This window comes from Bacillus sp. S2(2019) (assembly GCF_005144805.1).
In the GTDB taxonomy this organism is placed as follows: Bacteria; Bacillota; Bacilli; order Bacillales; family Bacillaceae; genus Bacillus; species Bacillus altitudinis.
Genome location: NZ_SWFL01000001.1, coordinates 590241 through 607371, shown reverse-complemented (window position 1 = coordinate 607371; position 17131 = coordinate 590241). Strand labels below are relative to the sequence as shown.

Sequence of the window (17131 nt, the reverse complement as noted above, 5' to 3'; positions counted from 1 at the left end):
CACACTCATGATCAAGATTGATGAGGGCAAATGTCTGGTTTAAAAAGACAAAATGTGTGTGCGAAAGAAGGCGTAAGTATCAATGACGAACGCTTTTCCGACATCTCCTATCAACCGTAGGGGGTTTGATGTGATAGAGCGGCTGGTATCCTGGCTCGTGAATCTGCAAGCTTTTCATCCTTCCCATCCTCACGACAGTGGATTATTAACGAAAAGCTCTCCTCACTTACAGTGGCGGGACCGCGCCGGATTTTCACCGGTCTTCCCAATTAAAATTCGACGTGTGATCGAATTACCGACTCTCAAACTATGAATTTATTGTGTTCGATTATATAACGTTCACTTCATTTCGTCAAAGTAAATTTTGAATAATTTTAATTAAAAAAATCCTGAGAAAATTCTATCTTTTCTCAGGACCTAACATGTACCTATAGAGACAAAAGTTCTGCTTCTAATGTTTTCTCAAGAAGCACATCTGGTGCAGTTAAATATAAAAAACCATTTCCTACAAGGGTTTTCGATTGTTTTAGCGGAAGGGTTCTCCTTACGAGCTGAGCATATACCTCAGGTTCTGTCAGCTTACGCTGGAACGCTTCTTCTTCGGCATTTTTAATAATGGCGAGTGCACCGCTCACATGAGGGGCAGCCATGGAAGTGCCTGTTAGTCTTCCGTATTTATGGTTAGGGAGAGTAGATAAAATGTCTTCACCTGGAGCGACGAGGTCGATTTCTTTATTCGCATTGGAGAATTCAGAGGATTCTCTTGCAAGAGAGACAGAGCCGACGGCAATGACCTCGTTGTATGCAGCTGGGTAGGAGAACTCTTCAGTACGCTCGTCTCCGTCACCTTCATTTCCTGCTGCGCAGACAACAAGCACACCGCTGCTTACCGCATGTTGGATGGCCTTTTGCAGTTCTGGTTCATTGCTTGGCCCACCGAGAGACATGGAAATAATATCAACCTTCTGCTCAACCGCATAGTTAATGCCATTGATAATCCATTCGTATTTCCCGCTGCCATTTTTCCCTCCAAGAACTTTCACGATCAACAGCTTGGCTTCAGGGGCAACACCTAAAATGCCGCCATTTTGATCCGTTGCTGCAATCGTTCCTGATACATGGGTACCATGCCCGTTGTAGTCTTTTACATTCTCAGCATCTCCATTGTCATCATCGGTAAAGTTTTTTCCTCCGATAATCTGATCTTTTAAATCGGGATGCTCCGTGTCGCAACCTGTATCAAGGACAGCAATGGTTATGCCTTTTCCTTTGAAGCCACTTGACCAAAGTTCGGGTGCTTTAATCTCCTGAATACTTTCCGGCGTCTCTTTCGCTTCCATCACATTGGCTTTTACTTCATACGGAATTAAGCGAATTTCACCTTTCATAAGAAAGCCCTCCTTATTTTGTTTTCAAAGTAGATTCAGGTTGCGTAATGTTATTGTATAAAACAAATGTTTGATCGGAAAGGGTCAATTGTAATAATTTTTCAAATAATCAAATAATTATTCATTGTGCAGTTCTCCTCATATCTTGCCGAAAGAAGTCACCTTTTGAGGAAAACTCTTAGTATCATATGAAAAAGAAGGAAATGCTGCATAGTGAGCTTGCACCTGTATAGATGAAAATGGGTGAAAAGAACTAAAAAAGGCAGAGCGAAAAAGCAATCATATAAAAAGATAGATGATGACAGAAAAGAAAAAGGTACATGCCATGTGCGGATGATTGTTTTTCCATTATAATGATCGAAAGAATTTAGAATGTAAAAAGTATTTGACATTTTTTAAGTGGATGATATGATTGAAATGTAAAAAGTATTTGACATTTTGATTGGGAGGGGACTAACCGTTGGATGTTGTAAAAGTCGTGTATTCAGTCATCTTATTAGTGGTCGGATTGTTTATCTTTATCGCGCCTATGATTCAAAAGGGTGATGAAAGAAAGAGATTTATCTACTCAAAAGCGCAATCGTATGCATTTATGGTGGTCATCGGTATGCTTTTATTAGAAGTCGCAAAGTCTATATTTTTAACGACCCAGGGGAACAATTCTGATAAGGGGTTTGGGATTTCTCCCATCATGTTCCTAACTGTGATTTCGGTCATATATTTAGTTACATTACTCATATACAGAAAAAAATATGGTGATTAAATTGCAAAATCATATAAGAGAACTAAGGAAATCCATTAAATTATCCCAAGAAGAACTTGCTAAACGGTGTAAGGTCTCGAGACAAACCATCAATGCCATTGAAAACGATAAGTACGACCCTACTTTACAATTAGCCTTTGACATCGCCTCTGTTTTGAATACGACTGTAGATGAGCTTTTTGTCAGTCAACCTAAAAAGAAGTAAGGGACCAGCCTCAGAAAAGAGGCTTTTTTTGTTGATTTGTGTAATGTGAAAGGATCAGCTGAAAATAAAAATCAACCATATTACATAACAATTCCTCATTCATGAAAAATAAGATATGAAGATTGTGACTGTTCCAATGGAGAAAGGCAACATATAATAATGGAAAGACAAGCTTGCCTTTTAGATAGGAGAGATAGAGATGAACAAAGGGAAGATACTCGTGGTCGAAGATGAAAAGAAAATTGCAAGAGTGCTGTCATTAGAACTTGAATATGAAGGATATGAGGTCACAGTCCAAGATACAGGGATGAAAGGGCTCCAGGCGCTCGAGGAGGAGAGTTTTGATTTAGTGCTTCTAGATGTCATGCTTCCAGAATTAAGCGGACTTGAAGTGCTTAGAAGGGTTCGAAAGACAAATACGGCAACACCGATCATTTTGATTACCGCAAGAGGAAGTGTTCCCGATAAGGTCAGCGGTCTTGATCTTGGGGCAAACGATTATATTACAAAACCCTTTGACATAGAAGAATTATTAGCGCGAATTCGTGCACAGCTGAGGTTCAATCACAATGCGCAAGAGGAAAAGGAAATTGAGCTAAGTATTGCAGATTTAACGGTGAATGAGAAAACAAGAGAAATTCAAAGAGGCGGTCAGACGCTTGAGCTGACACCGAGAGAATATGACCTGCTTGTTCATTTATTGAAACATCAACAGCAAGTGCTCACAAGAGATCAGCTTTTAACAGCTGTTTGGGGTTTTGACTATTTTGGTGACACGAACGTGGTTGATGTCTATATTCGCTATTTAAGGAAAAAAATCGATTACCCGTTTGAAAAACAATTGATTCACACAGTGAGAGGTGTGGGTTATGTGATGAAAGGATAAAGCATGAGATTAAAAAATAAGATCCAGCTTTATACATCGTTGTCCTTGTTTTTAATGGTGCTGCTGTTTCATACAGCGATTTATTTTATTTTTTCGATGACCTTGACGCAAAAAGATATGTCCAGACTGTCGGAAGTAGCTGAAAATATTGCGATTGCACTAAAGAAGTCAGAAGAAGAGGGCCTTCCATCTTCAGAGCTTCTGAAAGCGTATCTGCCTCAAAATGGTATGATCCGTGTCGTCACAGAGAAAGGTGAATCAAAGCTGACCGTCACGAAGGATTCTACGTTTAGCTCACTTCCTTTTACATACGAATCTGGTCAGACAGCAGAAATTCAAGAATACAATAAGCAGTTGATTGCGTTTGCGGCTATCCCTGTCATTTGGACAAATGGGGACATTGTGTCGCTGCAAGTATATGAAGAAATTGAAAATACAGAAGAGAACTTGGCGTTATTAAAAATGATTTTAATCGCTACTGGCGTTTTGTTTATTGTGCTTTCTTATTTTGCAGGCCACATTTTAACAAAACAAATTGTCCGCCCAATTAGTCGAATGACCAATACGATGAAAGCAAGTATGAGAGAAAAGGCATTTAAACGAATTGAATTAACAGGCGATTCAAAGGATGAACTGTATCAAATGGGTCAAACCTTTAATGAAATGGCCGAAATTCTCGAGAAGCATTATGAGAAAGAGCAGCAATTTTTACACGATGCTTCTCATGAATTGAAAACACCCATTACCGTCATCATGAGCTACAGCAATTTACTAAAACGCTGGGGGCAAAGCCGGCCAGAGGTCGTAGAAGAATCCTCTCAAGCCATTCATGATGAGGCGAAAAAAATGAAAAGGCTGACAGATCAACTACTCACACTGGCGAAAAATGGGCAGCCGCTTTACTTGGACATGAAGCCGGTTGATCTTGGTCAATTGTGCAGCCAAGTCGGCCATACACTTGAAGTGGCAACCAATCGAACCATCCTTACTCATATACAAACAGATCAGCCTGTGATTGCTGAAGGGGACGAAGAGAAGATCAAACAGCTTTTGACCATCTTGATTGATAATGCGGTTAAATATAGTGCAGAGCCAGTTGATGTGAACTGCGGACGAGCAGGAGAGAAACCGTTTATTTCGGTTGTTGACAAAGGAATTGGCATAAAAGAAGAGGATCTGCCGAAAATCTTTGACCGCTTTTTCCGTGTGGATGAAGCGAGAAACAGTGAGACGGGCGGTACTGGACTTGGCCTGTCAATTGCGAAGCAAATTGCTGAAGAGCATGGGGCTGAGCTAAAGGTAGACAGCCGTATCGGTGAAGGAACCGTGATGACCATTCTTTTTCAGAAATAAGTAGGTCTTTTCTCATCAATTTCTCATTTCCTCCTTATAAAATAGGAAATAGGAAGGAGGCGCTGCATGTCTAGAAAACTGAAAATGCTGCTTACGCTCGCAGGATGTCTTTTCATTCTTGTGGCTTTTGCAATGCTGATGATTCAAACCATTGACAAAAAAATATTAAGCGAAGCAGACATTAAAAAAATCATCGCAAAAGACTACAATGGAAACATCACAAATATTGATCTGATCAACCATAAACAGGACTATACATTGACGCTTGAAAATTCAAATGGCATCTATCAAATCATTGCATCTTCCTCAAGCGGTCAAATGAAAGAGATGAAACAGTTAAAGAGCTATCAAAAACCAAATGAGAAAAATGCCGAACTCCAAGCAGAAGAGGTGGCAGTGAAAAAAGTGAAGGGTACCGTGATTCAAAAGAAAGAAAAATCGGATCGCTTTATCTTTACGATTCAATCAAAAAAAGAACTGTATCAAGTGGATGTTGAGAAAGACACGTTCAAGGTGATTGAAGCAGAAAAGAAAAAGCCAACCTCTAAAGAAAAGAAGCTCACAAAAATAACGGTAGAAGAAGCCATTCAGATTGCCGTAAAAGAAGTGGGCGGCACAGTGGATGATGCAGATCTTGAAACTTTTAGTGGAATGCTGGTGTTTGAGGTAGAGCTCGATTTGCCGGATGGAAGAGAGGCAGAGGTGTTAGTGAATGCCTATACAGGAGATATTGAAGGCATTACGTACGAAAACTAATCATTTTCTCATGATTTTCTCATGTTCCTTTCCTTCCTTTATCATCTTGTTTTTTTAAGATAAAGGAGAAATCAAACAGAGGAGGAATGAAACATGATAAAAAAAGTACTAGTAGCTACAGCATTCACAGGAGCACTTGTTGCAGGTGGTTTCACCCTTCAAGCGCAAAATACAAATCAAACGGCAAATGCCGAACAAGTGGTGCAAAAGAAATCTTCATTTGTCTCAAAGAAACAGGCTGAAAAAGCAGCATTAAAAGTTGTGAAAGGCTATGTAGATGATGTAGATCTTGAGCGTAAAAAAGGAAAATGGGTATATGAGGTCGAGATTAAAAAAGGCGGCTTTGAATATAAAGTATATGTCGATGCCAAAACAGGCAAAGCGCTCAATGATCCAGTCAAAGAAAAGAAACAAAATGTAAAAATCACCAAAAAACAGGCTGAACAAATTGCCCTTGCAAAAGTAAAAGGAACAGTCACAGATTCAGAATTAGATAAAGAAAATGGTGTGTACTTGTATGAAATTGAAATTACGACACCAAGCGGCGAAGAAGTTGATTTTGAGATTTCCGCTAAAACAGGCAAAATCCTCAAGCAAGAATGGGACGATTAAAATTTAGTTACTTTTACCGATAAGACAGTATGCGGTTGAGCCTTTAACATGAGAAAGGTTCAACCGCATATTTTATGCTCTAAATTCAATCTACTTGAGACTTTCACATAATGTTTTATGTATTTGTTCAATCAGTTTGTATATGTTCTAGCTTCGAAATTCGGATGGCTAAAGCTAAAGCAAGGATAAGCATGAAAAGAATCATGCCTATAACACCATTCCAACCGAAAAGTCCCCAAAAAACGCCTCCTATCGTCCCTCCAATACTTGATCCTAAATAGTAAAAGAATAGATATAGTGAAGATGCTTGAGCTCTATTTTTTTTGGCCTTTCTTCCCACCCAACTACTAGCGATAGAATGAGCTCCAAAAAAACCAAAGATAAAAATGGAAACACCAATTATTTTTAACGAAAGAGAACTGCATAAAGTCAGAACTGTGCCAAACATAAACAAAATTAAATTTAAGCTGATAATCCGTTGATAACTGTACCGATCTACAAGCCTTCCATTAAAGGAAGAGCTAATTGTTCCAACTAACATGACTATAAAGATCCAGCTCGTAACGGATGACTTTAGTCTATAGGGTGCCTCAGATAATACATAGGTGAAGTAGTTAAATAGAGCAACATTGCTTCCTAATAGTAAAAAACCAATGATAAACAATCCTAGCAACTGTTTATCTTTTAATTGTGACAAAAGGGAAACACCTAATTGTTTCAATTCCAATTCCCGCGGGGTGAAATGACCTGAAGGAGGTAAAAAACGAACAAAAACAAGGCTTGCAATAAAGCTAATGATTCCAATACCTCCTATGGCCATATGCCAATCCCAAAAATCAGTTAAAATTCCGGAAACAACTCTTCCGAAAACAGCTCCAATGGCATTTCCGCTTATATAGAGACCCATTGCAGCTCCAAGACTTGAAGATTCGATTTCTTCACCTAAATAGGCCATTGCAATAGATGGTAATCCCGCTAAAGCAATTCCTTGGAGCGCCCTTAAAATGAGTAAGGTATGATAATTGGGGCTAAAAGCGGTCATTAAACAGCAGATAGACGCTGCGATCATTGATATGGACATAATCCCCTTTCTTCCCCAGACTTCAGATAATGTTCCAATTACAATCATACTAAATGCTAAAAGCATTGTTGTAACAGAAAGGGAAAGACTTGCAACAGTAGGTGTGATATGAAATTTTTTTGTAAATTCGCTCATTAACGGTTGGACACAATAAAGAATAGCGAAAGTGTTAAAACCCGCTACAAAAAATGAAAGTGTTACTTTACGATAGGCGGTTGTATGATGTTGAATATAGCTCATTTAGCACACCATACTTTCCTGGATATTTGCATAGTGTAAGACCTTCTTTTTATCAAATTCACTTTCTCCGGAGAATGTTTGTATAAACAGACTAACATGGTGTGTTTATGTTGTATAATGCATTATGTATATGATATCCATGTTTATTAGTAATAGAATGGAGTGACAGCTTTTGGAATGGGAACAGCTCGAATATTTTCAGACATTGGCTAAATTAGAACATGTAACAAAAGCTGCTGTAGAGCTTTCGATATCACAACCGGCTTTGTCTAGATCTATTGCCAGATTAGAAAATCACTTAGGGGTTCAATTATTTGATCGTTATAAACGTTCAATAAAATTAAATGCGTACGGACGACGGTTTTTAATAAGAGTAGAAACAATTTTATATGAGTATCAAGAAGGGAAAAATGAAATCCAGTCAATCCTCAATCCATTTAAAGGGGAGGTATCACTTGGTTTTCTTCATACATTAGGGACGACAGTTGTTCCTCTTGCTATAAAAGACTTCCAATCTCAATATCCAGACATACATTTTCAATTAAAGCAAAACCATTCCTATTGGCTATTAGATCAATTAAAAAAAGGAGAGCTGGATCTATGTTTACTTGCTTCTGTTGAGATAGATGATACTCTACAGTGGATGCCCCTGTGGACAGAAGATTTATATCTTTTCGTATCAAACACACACCCGCTCTCAGCGGTGGAAGAGGTCAGATTAGAAGCGTTAGCAAACGAACCATTCATTGTTCTTAAACACGGTTACGCACTTCGTCGCACAGTAGAGGACCTTTTTTCATCGGCGCAAATTCAACCGGAAATTGTTTTTGAAAGTGAAGAAGTTGCAACAGCTGCGGGTTTTATTTCTGCTGGACTAGGGATATCAATCTTGCCGGATTTAAAAGGGTTGGATCAAACGAATATGACCAAAATACGTATTCAATCCTCTGGATGTAAACGTACCATTGGTTTAGCTTGGATAAAAGACAGATCTGTGTCCCCTGTTGTCCACACATTTAAGCAATATCTTCATGAAACTTATAAATAGAAATGAATGTAATCATGCCCTGATTCAAATCTTACCTTACACTTTTATGTGTAAGGTTTTTTCATTGGGACAAACTACTGGAAAGGAGGCGAGAGAATATGATGAAGAAAAAAGAAGAAGAACAGACGATGGATCGTGCGGAATATGTTCCCCATCCCGATGGAGAAGGATATGCTTTGTTTTTGCATGATTCCTTTCATCTCCTCTCCCAAGAGGATATGAATCAGCCAGAAGAGGAATAAAAGACATGAAAGGGCGATGGTCAACTTGTCTATCGCTCTTTTTTTGAAAAGTAAGCGAATACATCAGGAAACTTGGCATCTTGCTTATTGACATCATTGCGCTTTTTCTGTAATCTCAGTGTGTCAACAATATGAGACTTCGTTAGGTGAGGCTCCTGTATGGAGATACGCTGCTGCCCAAAAATGTCCAAAGACGCCAATGGGTCAACAGGAATCATCGACATAAGGTGATTTTTAATGCAGCTGGATGAATCCTATGCCATACAGTGCTAAAGCTCTACGATTGAAGGAGCAAGTGTTTATTTGTCATGCTTACAAAGCGCCTTCATTCGGTTGAAGGTGCTTTTTTATGAGAAAAGGAGGTGTGGGGATGGATCATCCCGATTCGAGACACATAGAGAGTATGTCAAAAGATCAGATTGACACATCAGATAGAGGAGATCCTGACCCCCGCACAATCTAAGGGATTCGGGTATCTCCTGATTTTGGGGAGGTAACAGCGATGATACAGAACATTACGTACGATGAACTCATTTTACGCATCATTATTTTACTAAGAGATGGAAAACGTAAAGAATTTAAAAACATTATGGAAGAACTTCAGCCTTATGATATGGCCTACTTATTCAAGGAGCTTCCAGAAAAACACCGCGGCCGCTTTCTCAGCTTTTTAACAGTCGATGACGTGACGGAAATGATGGGTGAACTGGAGCGGGAATATCAAGAGATTGTTCTTGAAAAAGTAGGGAAAGACAAAGCCACCTTCGTCACAAACAAAATGGATAACGATGATCTAGCCAACTTGTTTGATGAGATGGAGGATGAGCTGAAGGATCAGCTTTTATCTAACATGGAAGCAGAGGAATCCAAGGCCGTCCAGCTTCTCATGAATTACCCTGCTGAGACAGCAGGCCGGATCATGACCAATCGGTACGTTTGGATTCCGCAGCATTATACGGTTCAGGATGCCGTGGTGAAGCTGAAAAGCTTTGCTGAAATTGCAGAATCGATCAACTACTTATATGTCATAAATGATCAAAAACAGCTTGTAGGGGTACTCTCATACAGGGATCTTATTTTAGGTGAGCCGGATGAAAAAGTGCAGGATCTTATGTTTACAAGAGTCATTGCCGTTGGTGCCTTTCAAGACCAGGAAGAAATCGCAAAGCTCATTGAGCGATATGATTTCCTTGCCATCCCTGTTGTAGAAGAGAACAATGTCTTAGTCGGAATTGTGACAGTCGATGATATCATTGATGTTGTGATTCAAGAGGCAGGAGAAGACTATGAAAAGTTTGCTGCCTCTGGTAAAGATATCACATTCGACACACCGGCATTTGTGGCGGCATACCGCCGTCTTCCATGGCTCATTTTGCTTCTATTCATTGGGCTGATTTCAGGCAGTATCTTGAATTATTTTGAAGATACCTTGCAGCAAGTCGTTGCTTTAGCATTCTTCATGCCGATGATTGCAGGTATGACAGGGAATACAGGGACACAGTCTCTAGCGGTTGTCATTAGAGGATTGTCAAAAGAAGAATTAACGAAAAAAACCATTATGCGCTTGATTTTCAGAGAGCTGAGAACAAGTATTTATATTGGGATTGTTTGTTCAATCATTATTACGGTCGTTGCCATGGTATGGCAGGGCAATATGATTTTAGGTTTTGTTGTTGGTTCCTCGCTTCTTGCAACACTGATTATTGGGACAATGGCAGGTACGGTCGTGCCGATTATTTTACACAGATTAAACGTCGACCCAGCCATTGCATCTGGACCGCTGATCACAACATTGAATGATATTTTATCCTTACTCATCTATTTTGGAATTGCAACAGCATTTCTTCATACACTGATGTAGTCAAAAGACTGTAAAATGTAACGTTTTACAGTCTTTTTTGAATAAAGATTGCATATAGCGCTTCCATCCTTTACATTTTAAGGAGAAGGTGGGAGAGAAAAATGAAGAAGTTTTTATTCATTTTCATGTGCATTGTTTTGCTAAGTGCATGTTCAAGAGAAGACGAGGGGAAAGACAGAAGACTTGTGGCATCAGAGCATATGCTAGAAGCGATAACTGAAGGAAATAAACGAAAAATGGAAAATGTCTATGTCGAAGGCGCAGTCCCAAGCCCAAGTGACATTCTTAAATCGAAAAAGGAATGGGGAATTGAGACGCTTTCTTATGAAGATTTTCAATTGGAAGAAGCCAGCATCCACGTCTTTCATGCGAATTATAAAGATGCAAACACTGGAGAAAAAAAGGCGCTTGCCTTTCGGGTGAAAGAAGATCCTGAAAAAGGCGGCGTACGGATTGACTTTGTAGGGGTTGTTGAAGGAACTGATGCTTCATCTAAATAAAAAGAATCGTTCATATGCTTGGCATAAGTTGAGATAATGTAAAAGGATAGAAGAGCTGAAAGAATGTCGCTCTATCTATCCTCTTTTTTTATCACACATGATCTTATTTATGAAACAATGATCTGTCTCAGATCACTTATTCGTGATGCCCATTAACTCCATAAATTGTGACAGGGCACTGGTCATGTACGAATCACGTCGCCTGATCAACACAGTGGGCACGATTCGATGTGGTTCTGGTAATGGATGACAGGTAAATTTACCTTGTCCCCGAGATTCAACCATAGATTTTGGTAATACGGTCACTCCCAGCCCGCTTTCAACACATTTAAGAACGCCCTCTAACGTACCATATTCCATGACCTTCATAGGAGGATAGCCGTTGTTCTCTAGCCACTTTTGCCATCGTCCTAAATAAATACAATGGGCGAATGACGAGAGCAACGGCTCATGTAAAATAGATTCTACCTGGAATTGCTCCGTGGAGTAGCTTGTAATGAGAACGAGGGATTCTTCCAATACAGGATACTCGATGATTTCTGGATGAAGAATTGGCCCATCTACCAAGGCGCCGTCTACTTTGTAGTTGAGGATAGCGCTAACTTGATCGACTGTAGGTGCCATATACAAGCTCAATTCTACTTGTGGAAATTTTTTGTGATATTCTGTGAAAATGCTGGGCAATCTTGTAGATGCGGTGGACTCTATAGATCCAATGTGTAAAGATCCCCGCGGAGTAGAGGAAAGCTTTACTGCTTCTATCGCTTCTTCGTAATCGTATAGTAATTTATTTACATAGGGCAGCAGTTCACGTCCTGCAGGCGTTAAAGATATTTTTTTATGATATCGATAGAGAAGAGGTACACCTAACTCTTGTTCAAGACGTTGGATTCTTGCGGTGACATTGGACTGCACATAATTTAATTTTTGAGCAGCTTTTGTGATGCTTTGTTCAATGGCAACGGCTTTAAATACTTCCAAAGATTTAATATCCAAACTAACTCTCCTTTTTTGCATCACAAATTGTGATGATCTATATGCTATTTTTTGATTTTACGTGATCCAATGAAGTATGTAAACTGAATGATAGAAGAGGTTGATGCTCATTGCGTCCCTTTTATCTGATCGAGAGGAGAAAATGAGAATTTTTTAGCTGTGGCAATTAAAACAGACGTTTCCATTTAATAAGGAGGGGAATCGATTGATTTCAAAGGTAAATATCGAAGAAAAATTTTCGCAAATAAATGATTATTGGAATCCTAGAATAAGTGGAGAGTTGAACGACTCATACATGAAAATGGTGAAAATTAAGGGTGAATTCATTTGGCATCACCATGATGATGAGGATGAAATGTTTTTTGTGTGGAAAGGCAATCTAGTCATCCGTTTTAGGGATAGGGAAATAACGCTTAATGAAGGAGAATTTCTTGTGATTCCAAAAGGAGTTGAACATCAGCCAATTGCTGAAGAAGAAGTTCACTTGCTCTTAATTGAACCCAAAACGACGCTAAACACGGGGAATGTGCTCAATAAACGAACTGTTTCGATTCCTGAACAAATTTGAAAAACTAAATCGTTAAAGATCAAGTATCTTAGGTGATAAATAGTTGAATGGTTGTTTTAGCTAATAACGAGGCTGCAATTGCTGCCTCGTTTTGCTGTTTCAATGATTCATTGGTTTTCGTTGTCTGAAATAGACTCTTCTGCAAGAATCGGTCTTTGGGTAAGTTCGTGCTTTCATCGTTTCATATTCAGGTCGATCAGATGCTAAGTCTATTTTGCCAAGTAAGCGATTTTTATTTAGTTCATCGATTTTTGTACCGGAAGTGTGCATTAATTTGACCTTCCAGCATTTTTTTCTTATATTGTCCGCTTTTTAATGCCTGTTCTTTTTTCTTCATGTCTTTTAAAATTTCCGCTGTCTGCACACCATCTTCCCGTTTATTGGCGATATCCATTAAACGTTCTACATCAGAAAAAGAATATTTTCGTGTGCCTCTTGTTGAGCGCTGGGGGTAGATGAGTTTCCGTTCCTCATAATATCGGATTTGCCTGACGGAAAGCCCTGTTAATTCACTGACAATCCCGATTGAAATGACTTTTTTATCTTTATAAGATACATCTTCCTGCGTCATATCCTCACCCCTGCAAGTCTTTTCTTCATATTATATCGAACAGTCAGTAAAAAAACCTAACGTTTGTTAGATAATATAACACAAAAATGAAAAAAGTGAAAAACAATGGGAGGAAAATTAACATATAACGTGAAAATCATGTCACGTGAACATATGATAATAAAAAGAAAAAATGAGGAGGAGGCGCACTTGATGGAGAAAACACAGATCATCCGTATGGCAAAAGAAATCATCGCATTAGATGTGAAGAGGGATGAACTGCTGGAGCAGTTTATGCAGGCTGCGGGTCAGAATGCACATGCTCTTCTTAGAGCCGTACAAAATGATTTGTATAAAAAGTCCTCATAAGCACCCGATCCATATCCATTGATAGGAGGGGAGATGTCGTGCGGCGTATATTAAAAGAAGCTTTAGCGAAAGAAAGACATTATTATACGAAGCAGCTTTGCTCACTTGGGGTGTATAGCCCTGATATGACCAAGAACATGACAATTAGTGACTTAAAAAAAGAGTATCATTTCTTTTTCAACAAAACAGACCGCTATCTTTAACATCCCTTATCATGTGCACTGTCACATGAAGGGTTCTTTTTTTGCGTGTTTAATATTATAGCAATATTGAATTTTGTAGAAATTTGACGAATCAAATGTAAGAAAATATAGAGCCTTTACAGATTATGTTAAAATTTGTCGTAACTTGATGGTTTGCTGGAAAAGCTTTTTTTCGAGATGATTGTGAAAAATAAGAAGGATTTTAAAAGTTTATATCGAAATCTTATACATAACACGAATGGAGTCACTTATGTGGTTGAAAGGGTTTTCAAAAACGTACTTCTATTTTTTACGAAAGGCTCCAACTGCACCGCAAGAAAGCCTTGAAGTTAAAAAAATATTATAAGAGGTAGATATGTGATGAGACTATCGTTTAATGAAGAAGAAGTAGAACGTTCAATGACGCTTTACAAAGTTTTTGCAAGAGCATTTAAAAGCGTTTCCGAACACAGTATTAGAGACAGCAAGGAGCATGGATTCAATCCAACTGAATTTGCCGTTCTCGAATTACTGTATACGAGAGGTGCTCAAAAACTTCAGCAAATCGGCTCAAGACTCCTGCTTGTCAGCGGGAATGTGACGTACGTAATTGACAAGTTAGAACGAAATGGTTTCATTGAAAGAGAACAGGACCCAAAGGATAAACGGTCAGTTTATGCCCATTTAACGGATAAAGGGCGCAGTTATCTAGATAAAATTTATCCAATCCATTCTCTTCGAATTGCGCGGGCGTTTTCTGGTCTTTCGCGTGAAGAACAGGAGCAATTAATTAGTCTGCTGAAAAAAGCAGGTATTCACAGTCAGCATTTGTTATTTAGATAAAACGAAAAGGTGCCATGGTTGGCACCTTTTTTATGTATCCAGCTGATGAGCAGGATAGGCGATAAATTTTTCAATATCACTAGCTGGAAGTGGCTTGGCATAATAAAAGCCTTGTAGATCGTCACAGCCCTGCGTAGATAAAAGTTGTGCTTGTGCAAAAGTTTCAACACCTTCAGCAATGACTTCTAGAGATAGCTGGTGCCCCATTGCAATAATAGCCCCTGTGATTTGCTCAGACTTTGAATCACTCAAAATATCCTCGATAAATGATTTATCAATTTTCAGACGGTGAATCGGCAAATCCTTCAAATAGCTTAAAGAGCTATGGCCTGTACCAAAATCATCAATACTAATACGGACGCCAAGTTGTTTTAGAGATGTCAGTACTTGTTTTGACTGCTTGATGTTATCCATTGTCATGCTTTCTGTCACTTCAAGCTCAAGAAGTGATGGTTGAAGGTCGTATTTTTTTAGCGTTAGTTTGATCAAATCAATTAAGTCTTCAGAGTTAAACTGCTTAGCAGATAAATTGACCGCTACAGGGATTTTCAATTGCTTGTCATACCACAATTTTGCCTGCTGACATGCCGTGTCAATGACCCACCTTCCAATATCGATAATCAGGCCGGATTCTTCAGCAAGTTCAATGAAAGCCTCGGGTGATTTTAGAGAACCGTCTGGTGCTTTCATTCTTAAAAGGGCTTCAACACCTGTCATTTGTCTTGTTTTGGCGCTGATTTGCGGCTGATAATGAAGCACAAACTGCTTTCTTTGAATGGCATCTCGTAGCTCCAGTTCGCGATTGAGTCTGTCCTCACTCAATCTCTCCATAGATTCAGTAAAGAATTCATAGCGGCTTTGTTTATGTTTCTTTGATAAATACATGGCCATATCTGCTTTTCTCATCAATTCCATGCCATTCTTTCCGTTTTGCGGAGAGATGGCGATTCCAATACTAATGGATGTAATGAGCTGATGGTTTTGAATGAAAAAAGGTCGTTCAAATTGGCGAATGATGTTTTTCGAAAGCTGTTCAATTTTATGTGTACCATGCTCCAGGTGAGGGAAGATCATTAAAAATTCATCACCGCCAATTCTTGCAATAAAGCCATTGTCAGGCAAACATTTGGTTAGTCTGTTTGCGGCGGCTTTCAACAGCAGATCGCCTATGTTATGACCAAGGGCATCATTAATAATTTTAAACCGATTTAAATCAAGAAAAAGAACTGCCGTTGACGTTTTTGTCTCTTCTTGAGCGGATAAAACATCATTTAAATGATTAATTCCGTGACGACGGTTCGGAAGTTCAGTTAATGCATCATAATGTGCCATCACATGAATTTCTTTTTCAGCAATCTTCTGCTGGGTTAAATCCTTTAAAACGAGATAAATGCTGTCAAGTGTATGGTTGACGTGTACGGGTATGTATGTAACATGATAATAATAAAAACGATCTGCTGCTTTCAGTTCTGCTTCACGCGTAATTGCTTTTTTAGATTGATCAATAAAGTCTTCCCACATCTCAGTCGGCATGACATATTGACTCACATCATCACCAATCCAGGAATTGCACATTTTCAAAATGTGTTTGCCTGGATCATTCGCAGATATCACTTTTCGATCAACAGATAACACGATAATCCCATCTATATTATGTTTGATCAGTGATTGGAACCGCTGTTCATTTTCTTTTAGCTGATCGGATTGTGACATAATCCGGTGATCAATATAGGCGCCGAAAATCATAAGTGATTGGACGATAAGCGTCATCAGGCCGATGAAAATGGACAGGCTAAATGGTGACATTTCAAGAGAACCACCCGCAGCGGCATGACCATCTGAATGAAAAAACATCGTCGAAGACGCCATGCCTGTGTAATGCATGCCCGCAACAGCACCGCCCATCATCAGTGCACCCGCTATTTTTAACAGCTGATCTCCCCGCCTTTTCTCAGAGCGATGGAGCCGGAAAAAAAGGTGTAATGAAAAGAATGAAGCGAGCGCACCAATAAAAAACGAAAGAAAAAAGAGAACAGGGTCATAGCTGATGGTGACATTCGCCATTGATTCCAATCCGAGGTAGTGCATGCTGCAAATAGCTGAGCCCATCGTGATCGAACTAATCAAAAGTCGTCTTGTAGAAAGTTGTTGCTGAATACATATTGAAAATGCAATGAAAGAACCGATAAAAGAGGCCAAAATCGATAAAATGAGTAAGGGTGTTTCATATGTGATACCAGAGCGTAGGTGAAACGCCATCATGCCAATAAAATGCATTGACCATATTCCCATCCCCATGATCATCGCACCAATGATCAACCATACTCTTTTCTTTGCGCCGCTCGACTGGATCACCCGGCTGGCTAATTGAAGAGCTGAGTAGGAGGCGACAGCGGCGACAGCGACTGACAGAAAGACAAGCCATCCGTTGTAGCTTCCTGTTAAATGTGTCATGTAAGAAAACCTCCTGTATCTAAAAACAGACATATACTTAATATATCGGATCAAGTGGCGCCTGTGTTCACTTTTCCTTTACTTAAAAAGGGCATTCAGCATTTTTTTTGACCATTTTTTATAGTAAAATCAAATTTAATGTAAAAAAACGAAGAAAAGTGAATCATTTTTGGTTTTTTATTCGTTTAATAGGTGGCACGGTACGATTTGCAAGCATAGCCTGTCAAACTGATT

Annotated in this window: 19 protein-coding genes and 2 riboswitches; of the genes, 14 read left to right on the top strand and 5 right to left on the bottom strand. The window is 39.1% G+C overall.

Annotation, left to right across the window (positions count from 1 at the left end; all coding sequences use genetic code 11):
- Window positions 1-123 precede the first annotated feature (123 nt).
- Window positions 124-316: riboswitch (cobalamin riboswitch) on the bottom strand.
- A 112-nt stretch (window positions 317-428) separates the two neighbouring features.
- Window positions 429-1388 carry a S8 family peptidase gene (locus FBF75_RS03060; protein ID WP_007498796.1) on the bottom strand — a complete coding sequence of 320 codons (960 nt, stop codon included), beginning with the start codon at window positions 1386-1388 and terminating at the stop codon, window positions 429-431.
- 460 nt (window positions 1389-1848) lie between these two features.
- Here FBF75_RS03060 and FBF75_RS03055 point away from each other — a divergent pair, with 460 nt between their 5' ends.
- From FBF75_RS03055 to FBF75_RS03030, 6 genes are all read left to right on the top strand, one after another.
- Entirely contained in the window at window positions 1849-2151 is a 303-nt protein-coding gene (locus FBF75_RS03055; RefSeq protein WP_008346180.1) for a hypothetical protein, read from the top strand.
- A gap of 1 nt (window position 2152) precedes the next feature.
- Window positions 2153-2356: a helix-turn-helix transcriptional regulator gene (locus FBF75_RS03050; protein WP_008346178.1), complete on the top strand. Its 204-nt coding sequence runs from the start codon at window positions 2153-2155 to the stop codon at window positions 2354-2356.
- 199 nt (window positions 2357-2555) lie between these two features.
- A complete protein-coding gene (locus FBF75_RS03045) occupies window positions 2556-3242 on the top strand; it encodes a response regulator transcription factor (protein WP_008346176.1) in 687 nt (228 codons plus the stop codon).
- Window positions 3243-3245: 3 nt separating this feature from the next.
- Window positions 3246-4595 carry a sensor histidine kinase gene (locus FBF75_RS03040; RefSeq protein WP_136944421.1) on the top strand — a complete coding sequence of 450 codons (1350 nt, stop codon included), beginning with the start codon at window positions 3246-3248 and terminating at the stop codon, window positions 4593-4595.
- Window positions 4596-4661: 66 nt separating this feature from the next.
- Window positions 4662-5351 (top strand): PepSY domain-containing protein, encoded by a 690-nt coding sequence (locus FBF75_RS03035; RefSeq protein ID WP_008346172.1) that lies wholly within the window; start codon window positions 4662-4664, stop codon window positions 5349-5351.
- Between the two features lie 93 nt (window positions 5352-5444).
- Window positions 5445-5963, top strand: a complete 519-nt coding sequence (locus FBF75_RS03030; RefSeq protein WP_008346169.1) for a PepSY domain-containing protein — start codon at window positions 5445-5447, stop codon at window positions 5961-5963.
- Window positions 5964-6090: 127 nt separating this feature from the next.
- Here FBF75_RS03030 and FBF75_RS03025 read toward each other — a convergent pair whose 3' ends face one another.
- Complete coding sequence (locus FBF75_RS03025) at window positions 6091-7284, bottom strand: MFS transporter (protein ID WP_136944420.1); 1194 nt, start codon at window positions 7282-7284, stop codon at window positions 6091-6093.
- Between the two features lie 172 nt (window positions 7285-7456).
- On the opposite strand from FBF75_RS03025, the gene FBF75_RS03020 reads away from it, so the two are divergent.
- The 4 genes from FBF75_RS03020 (at window position 7457) to FBF75_RS03005 (ending at window position 10935) form a co-directional block, all read left to right on the top strand.
- Window positions 7457-8332 carry a LysR family transcriptional regulator gene (locus FBF75_RS03020; protein WP_136944419.1) on the top strand — a complete coding sequence of 292 codons (876 nt, stop codon included), beginning with the start codon at window positions 7457-7459 and terminating at the stop codon, window positions 8330-8332.
- Window positions 8333-8430: 98 nt separating this feature from the next.
- A complete protein-coding gene (locus tag FBF75_RS19615) occupies window positions 8431-8574 on the top strand; it encodes a hypothetical protein (protein WP_008346168.1) in 144 nt (47 codons plus the stop codon).
- 131 nt (window positions 8575-8705) lie between these two features.
- Window positions 8706-8869: riboswitch (M-box (ykoK) riboswitch) on the top strand.
- 207 nt (window positions 8870-9076) lie between these two features.
- On the top strand, window positions 9077-10435 hold the full coding sequence (gene mgtE, locus FBF75_RS03010) for a magnesium transporter (RefSeq protein WP_007498785.1): 1359 nt from the start codon (window positions 9077-9079) through the stop codon (window positions 10433-10435).
- Window positions 10436-10536: 101 nt separating this feature from the next.
- Window positions 10537-10935 carry a hypothetical protein gene (locus tag FBF75_RS03005; RefSeq protein WP_136944418.1) on the top strand — a complete coding sequence of 133 codons (399 nt, stop codon included), beginning with the start codon at window positions 10537-10539 and terminating at the stop codon, window positions 10933-10935.
- Between the two features lie 132 nt (window positions 10936-11067).
- On the opposite strand, the gene FBF75_RS03000 is transcribed toward FBF75_RS03005, so the two are convergent.
- Entirely contained in the window at window positions 11068-11931 is an 864-nt protein-coding gene (locus tag FBF75_RS03000; RefSeq protein WP_019743439.1) for a LysR family transcriptional regulator, read from the bottom strand.
- A 205-nt stretch (window positions 11932-12136) separates the two neighbouring features.
- Between FBF75_RS03000 and FBF75_RS02995 the strand changes: the two genes are divergently transcribed.
- Entirely contained in the window at window positions 12137-12499 is a 363-nt protein-coding gene (locus FBF75_RS02995; protein ID WP_136944417.1) for a cupin domain-containing protein, read from the top strand.
- A gap of 241 nt (window positions 12500-12740) precedes the next feature.
- Here the strand turns inward: FBF75_RS02995 and FBF75_RS02990 are convergent, their stop codons facing one another.
- Window positions 12741-13070, bottom strand: coding sequence for a MerR family transcriptional regulator (locus tag FBF75_RS02990; protein WP_007498778.1), 330 nt, complete (start codon window positions 13068-13070; stop codon window positions 12741-12743).
- Between the two features lie 192 nt (window positions 13071-13262).
- Between FBF75_RS02990 and FBF75_RS19610 the strand changes: the two genes are divergently transcribed.
- From FBF75_RS19610 to FBF75_RS02980, 3 genes are all read left to right on the top strand, one after another.
- Window positions 13263-13418 carry a hypothetical protein gene (locus FBF75_RS19610; RefSeq protein WP_008346151.1) on the top strand — a complete coding sequence of 52 codons (156 nt, stop codon included), beginning with the start codon at window positions 13263-13265 and terminating at the stop codon, window positions 13416-13418.
- A gap of 38 nt (window positions 13419-13456) precedes the next feature.
- Window positions 13457-13621, top strand: coding sequence for a hypothetical protein (locus tag FBF75_RS02985; protein ID WP_008346148.1), 165 nt, complete (start codon window positions 13457-13459; stop codon window positions 13619-13621).
- A 357-nt stretch (window positions 13622-13978) separates the two neighbouring features.
- Window positions 13979-14443: a MarR family winged helix-turn-helix transcriptional regulator gene (locus tag FBF75_RS02980; protein ID WP_088004396.1), complete on the top strand. Its 465-nt coding sequence runs from the start codon at window positions 13979-13981 to the stop codon at window positions 14441-14443.
- Between the two features lie 30 nt (window positions 14444-14473).
- Here the strand turns inward: FBF75_RS02980 and FBF75_RS02975 are convergent, their stop codons facing one another.
- Complete coding sequence (locus FBF75_RS02975) at window positions 14474-16897, bottom strand: bifunctional diguanylate cyclase/phosphodiesterase (protein WP_136944416.1); 2424 nt, start codon at window positions 16895-16897, stop codon at window positions 14474-14476.
- Window positions 16898-17131 lie beyond the last annotated feature (234 nt).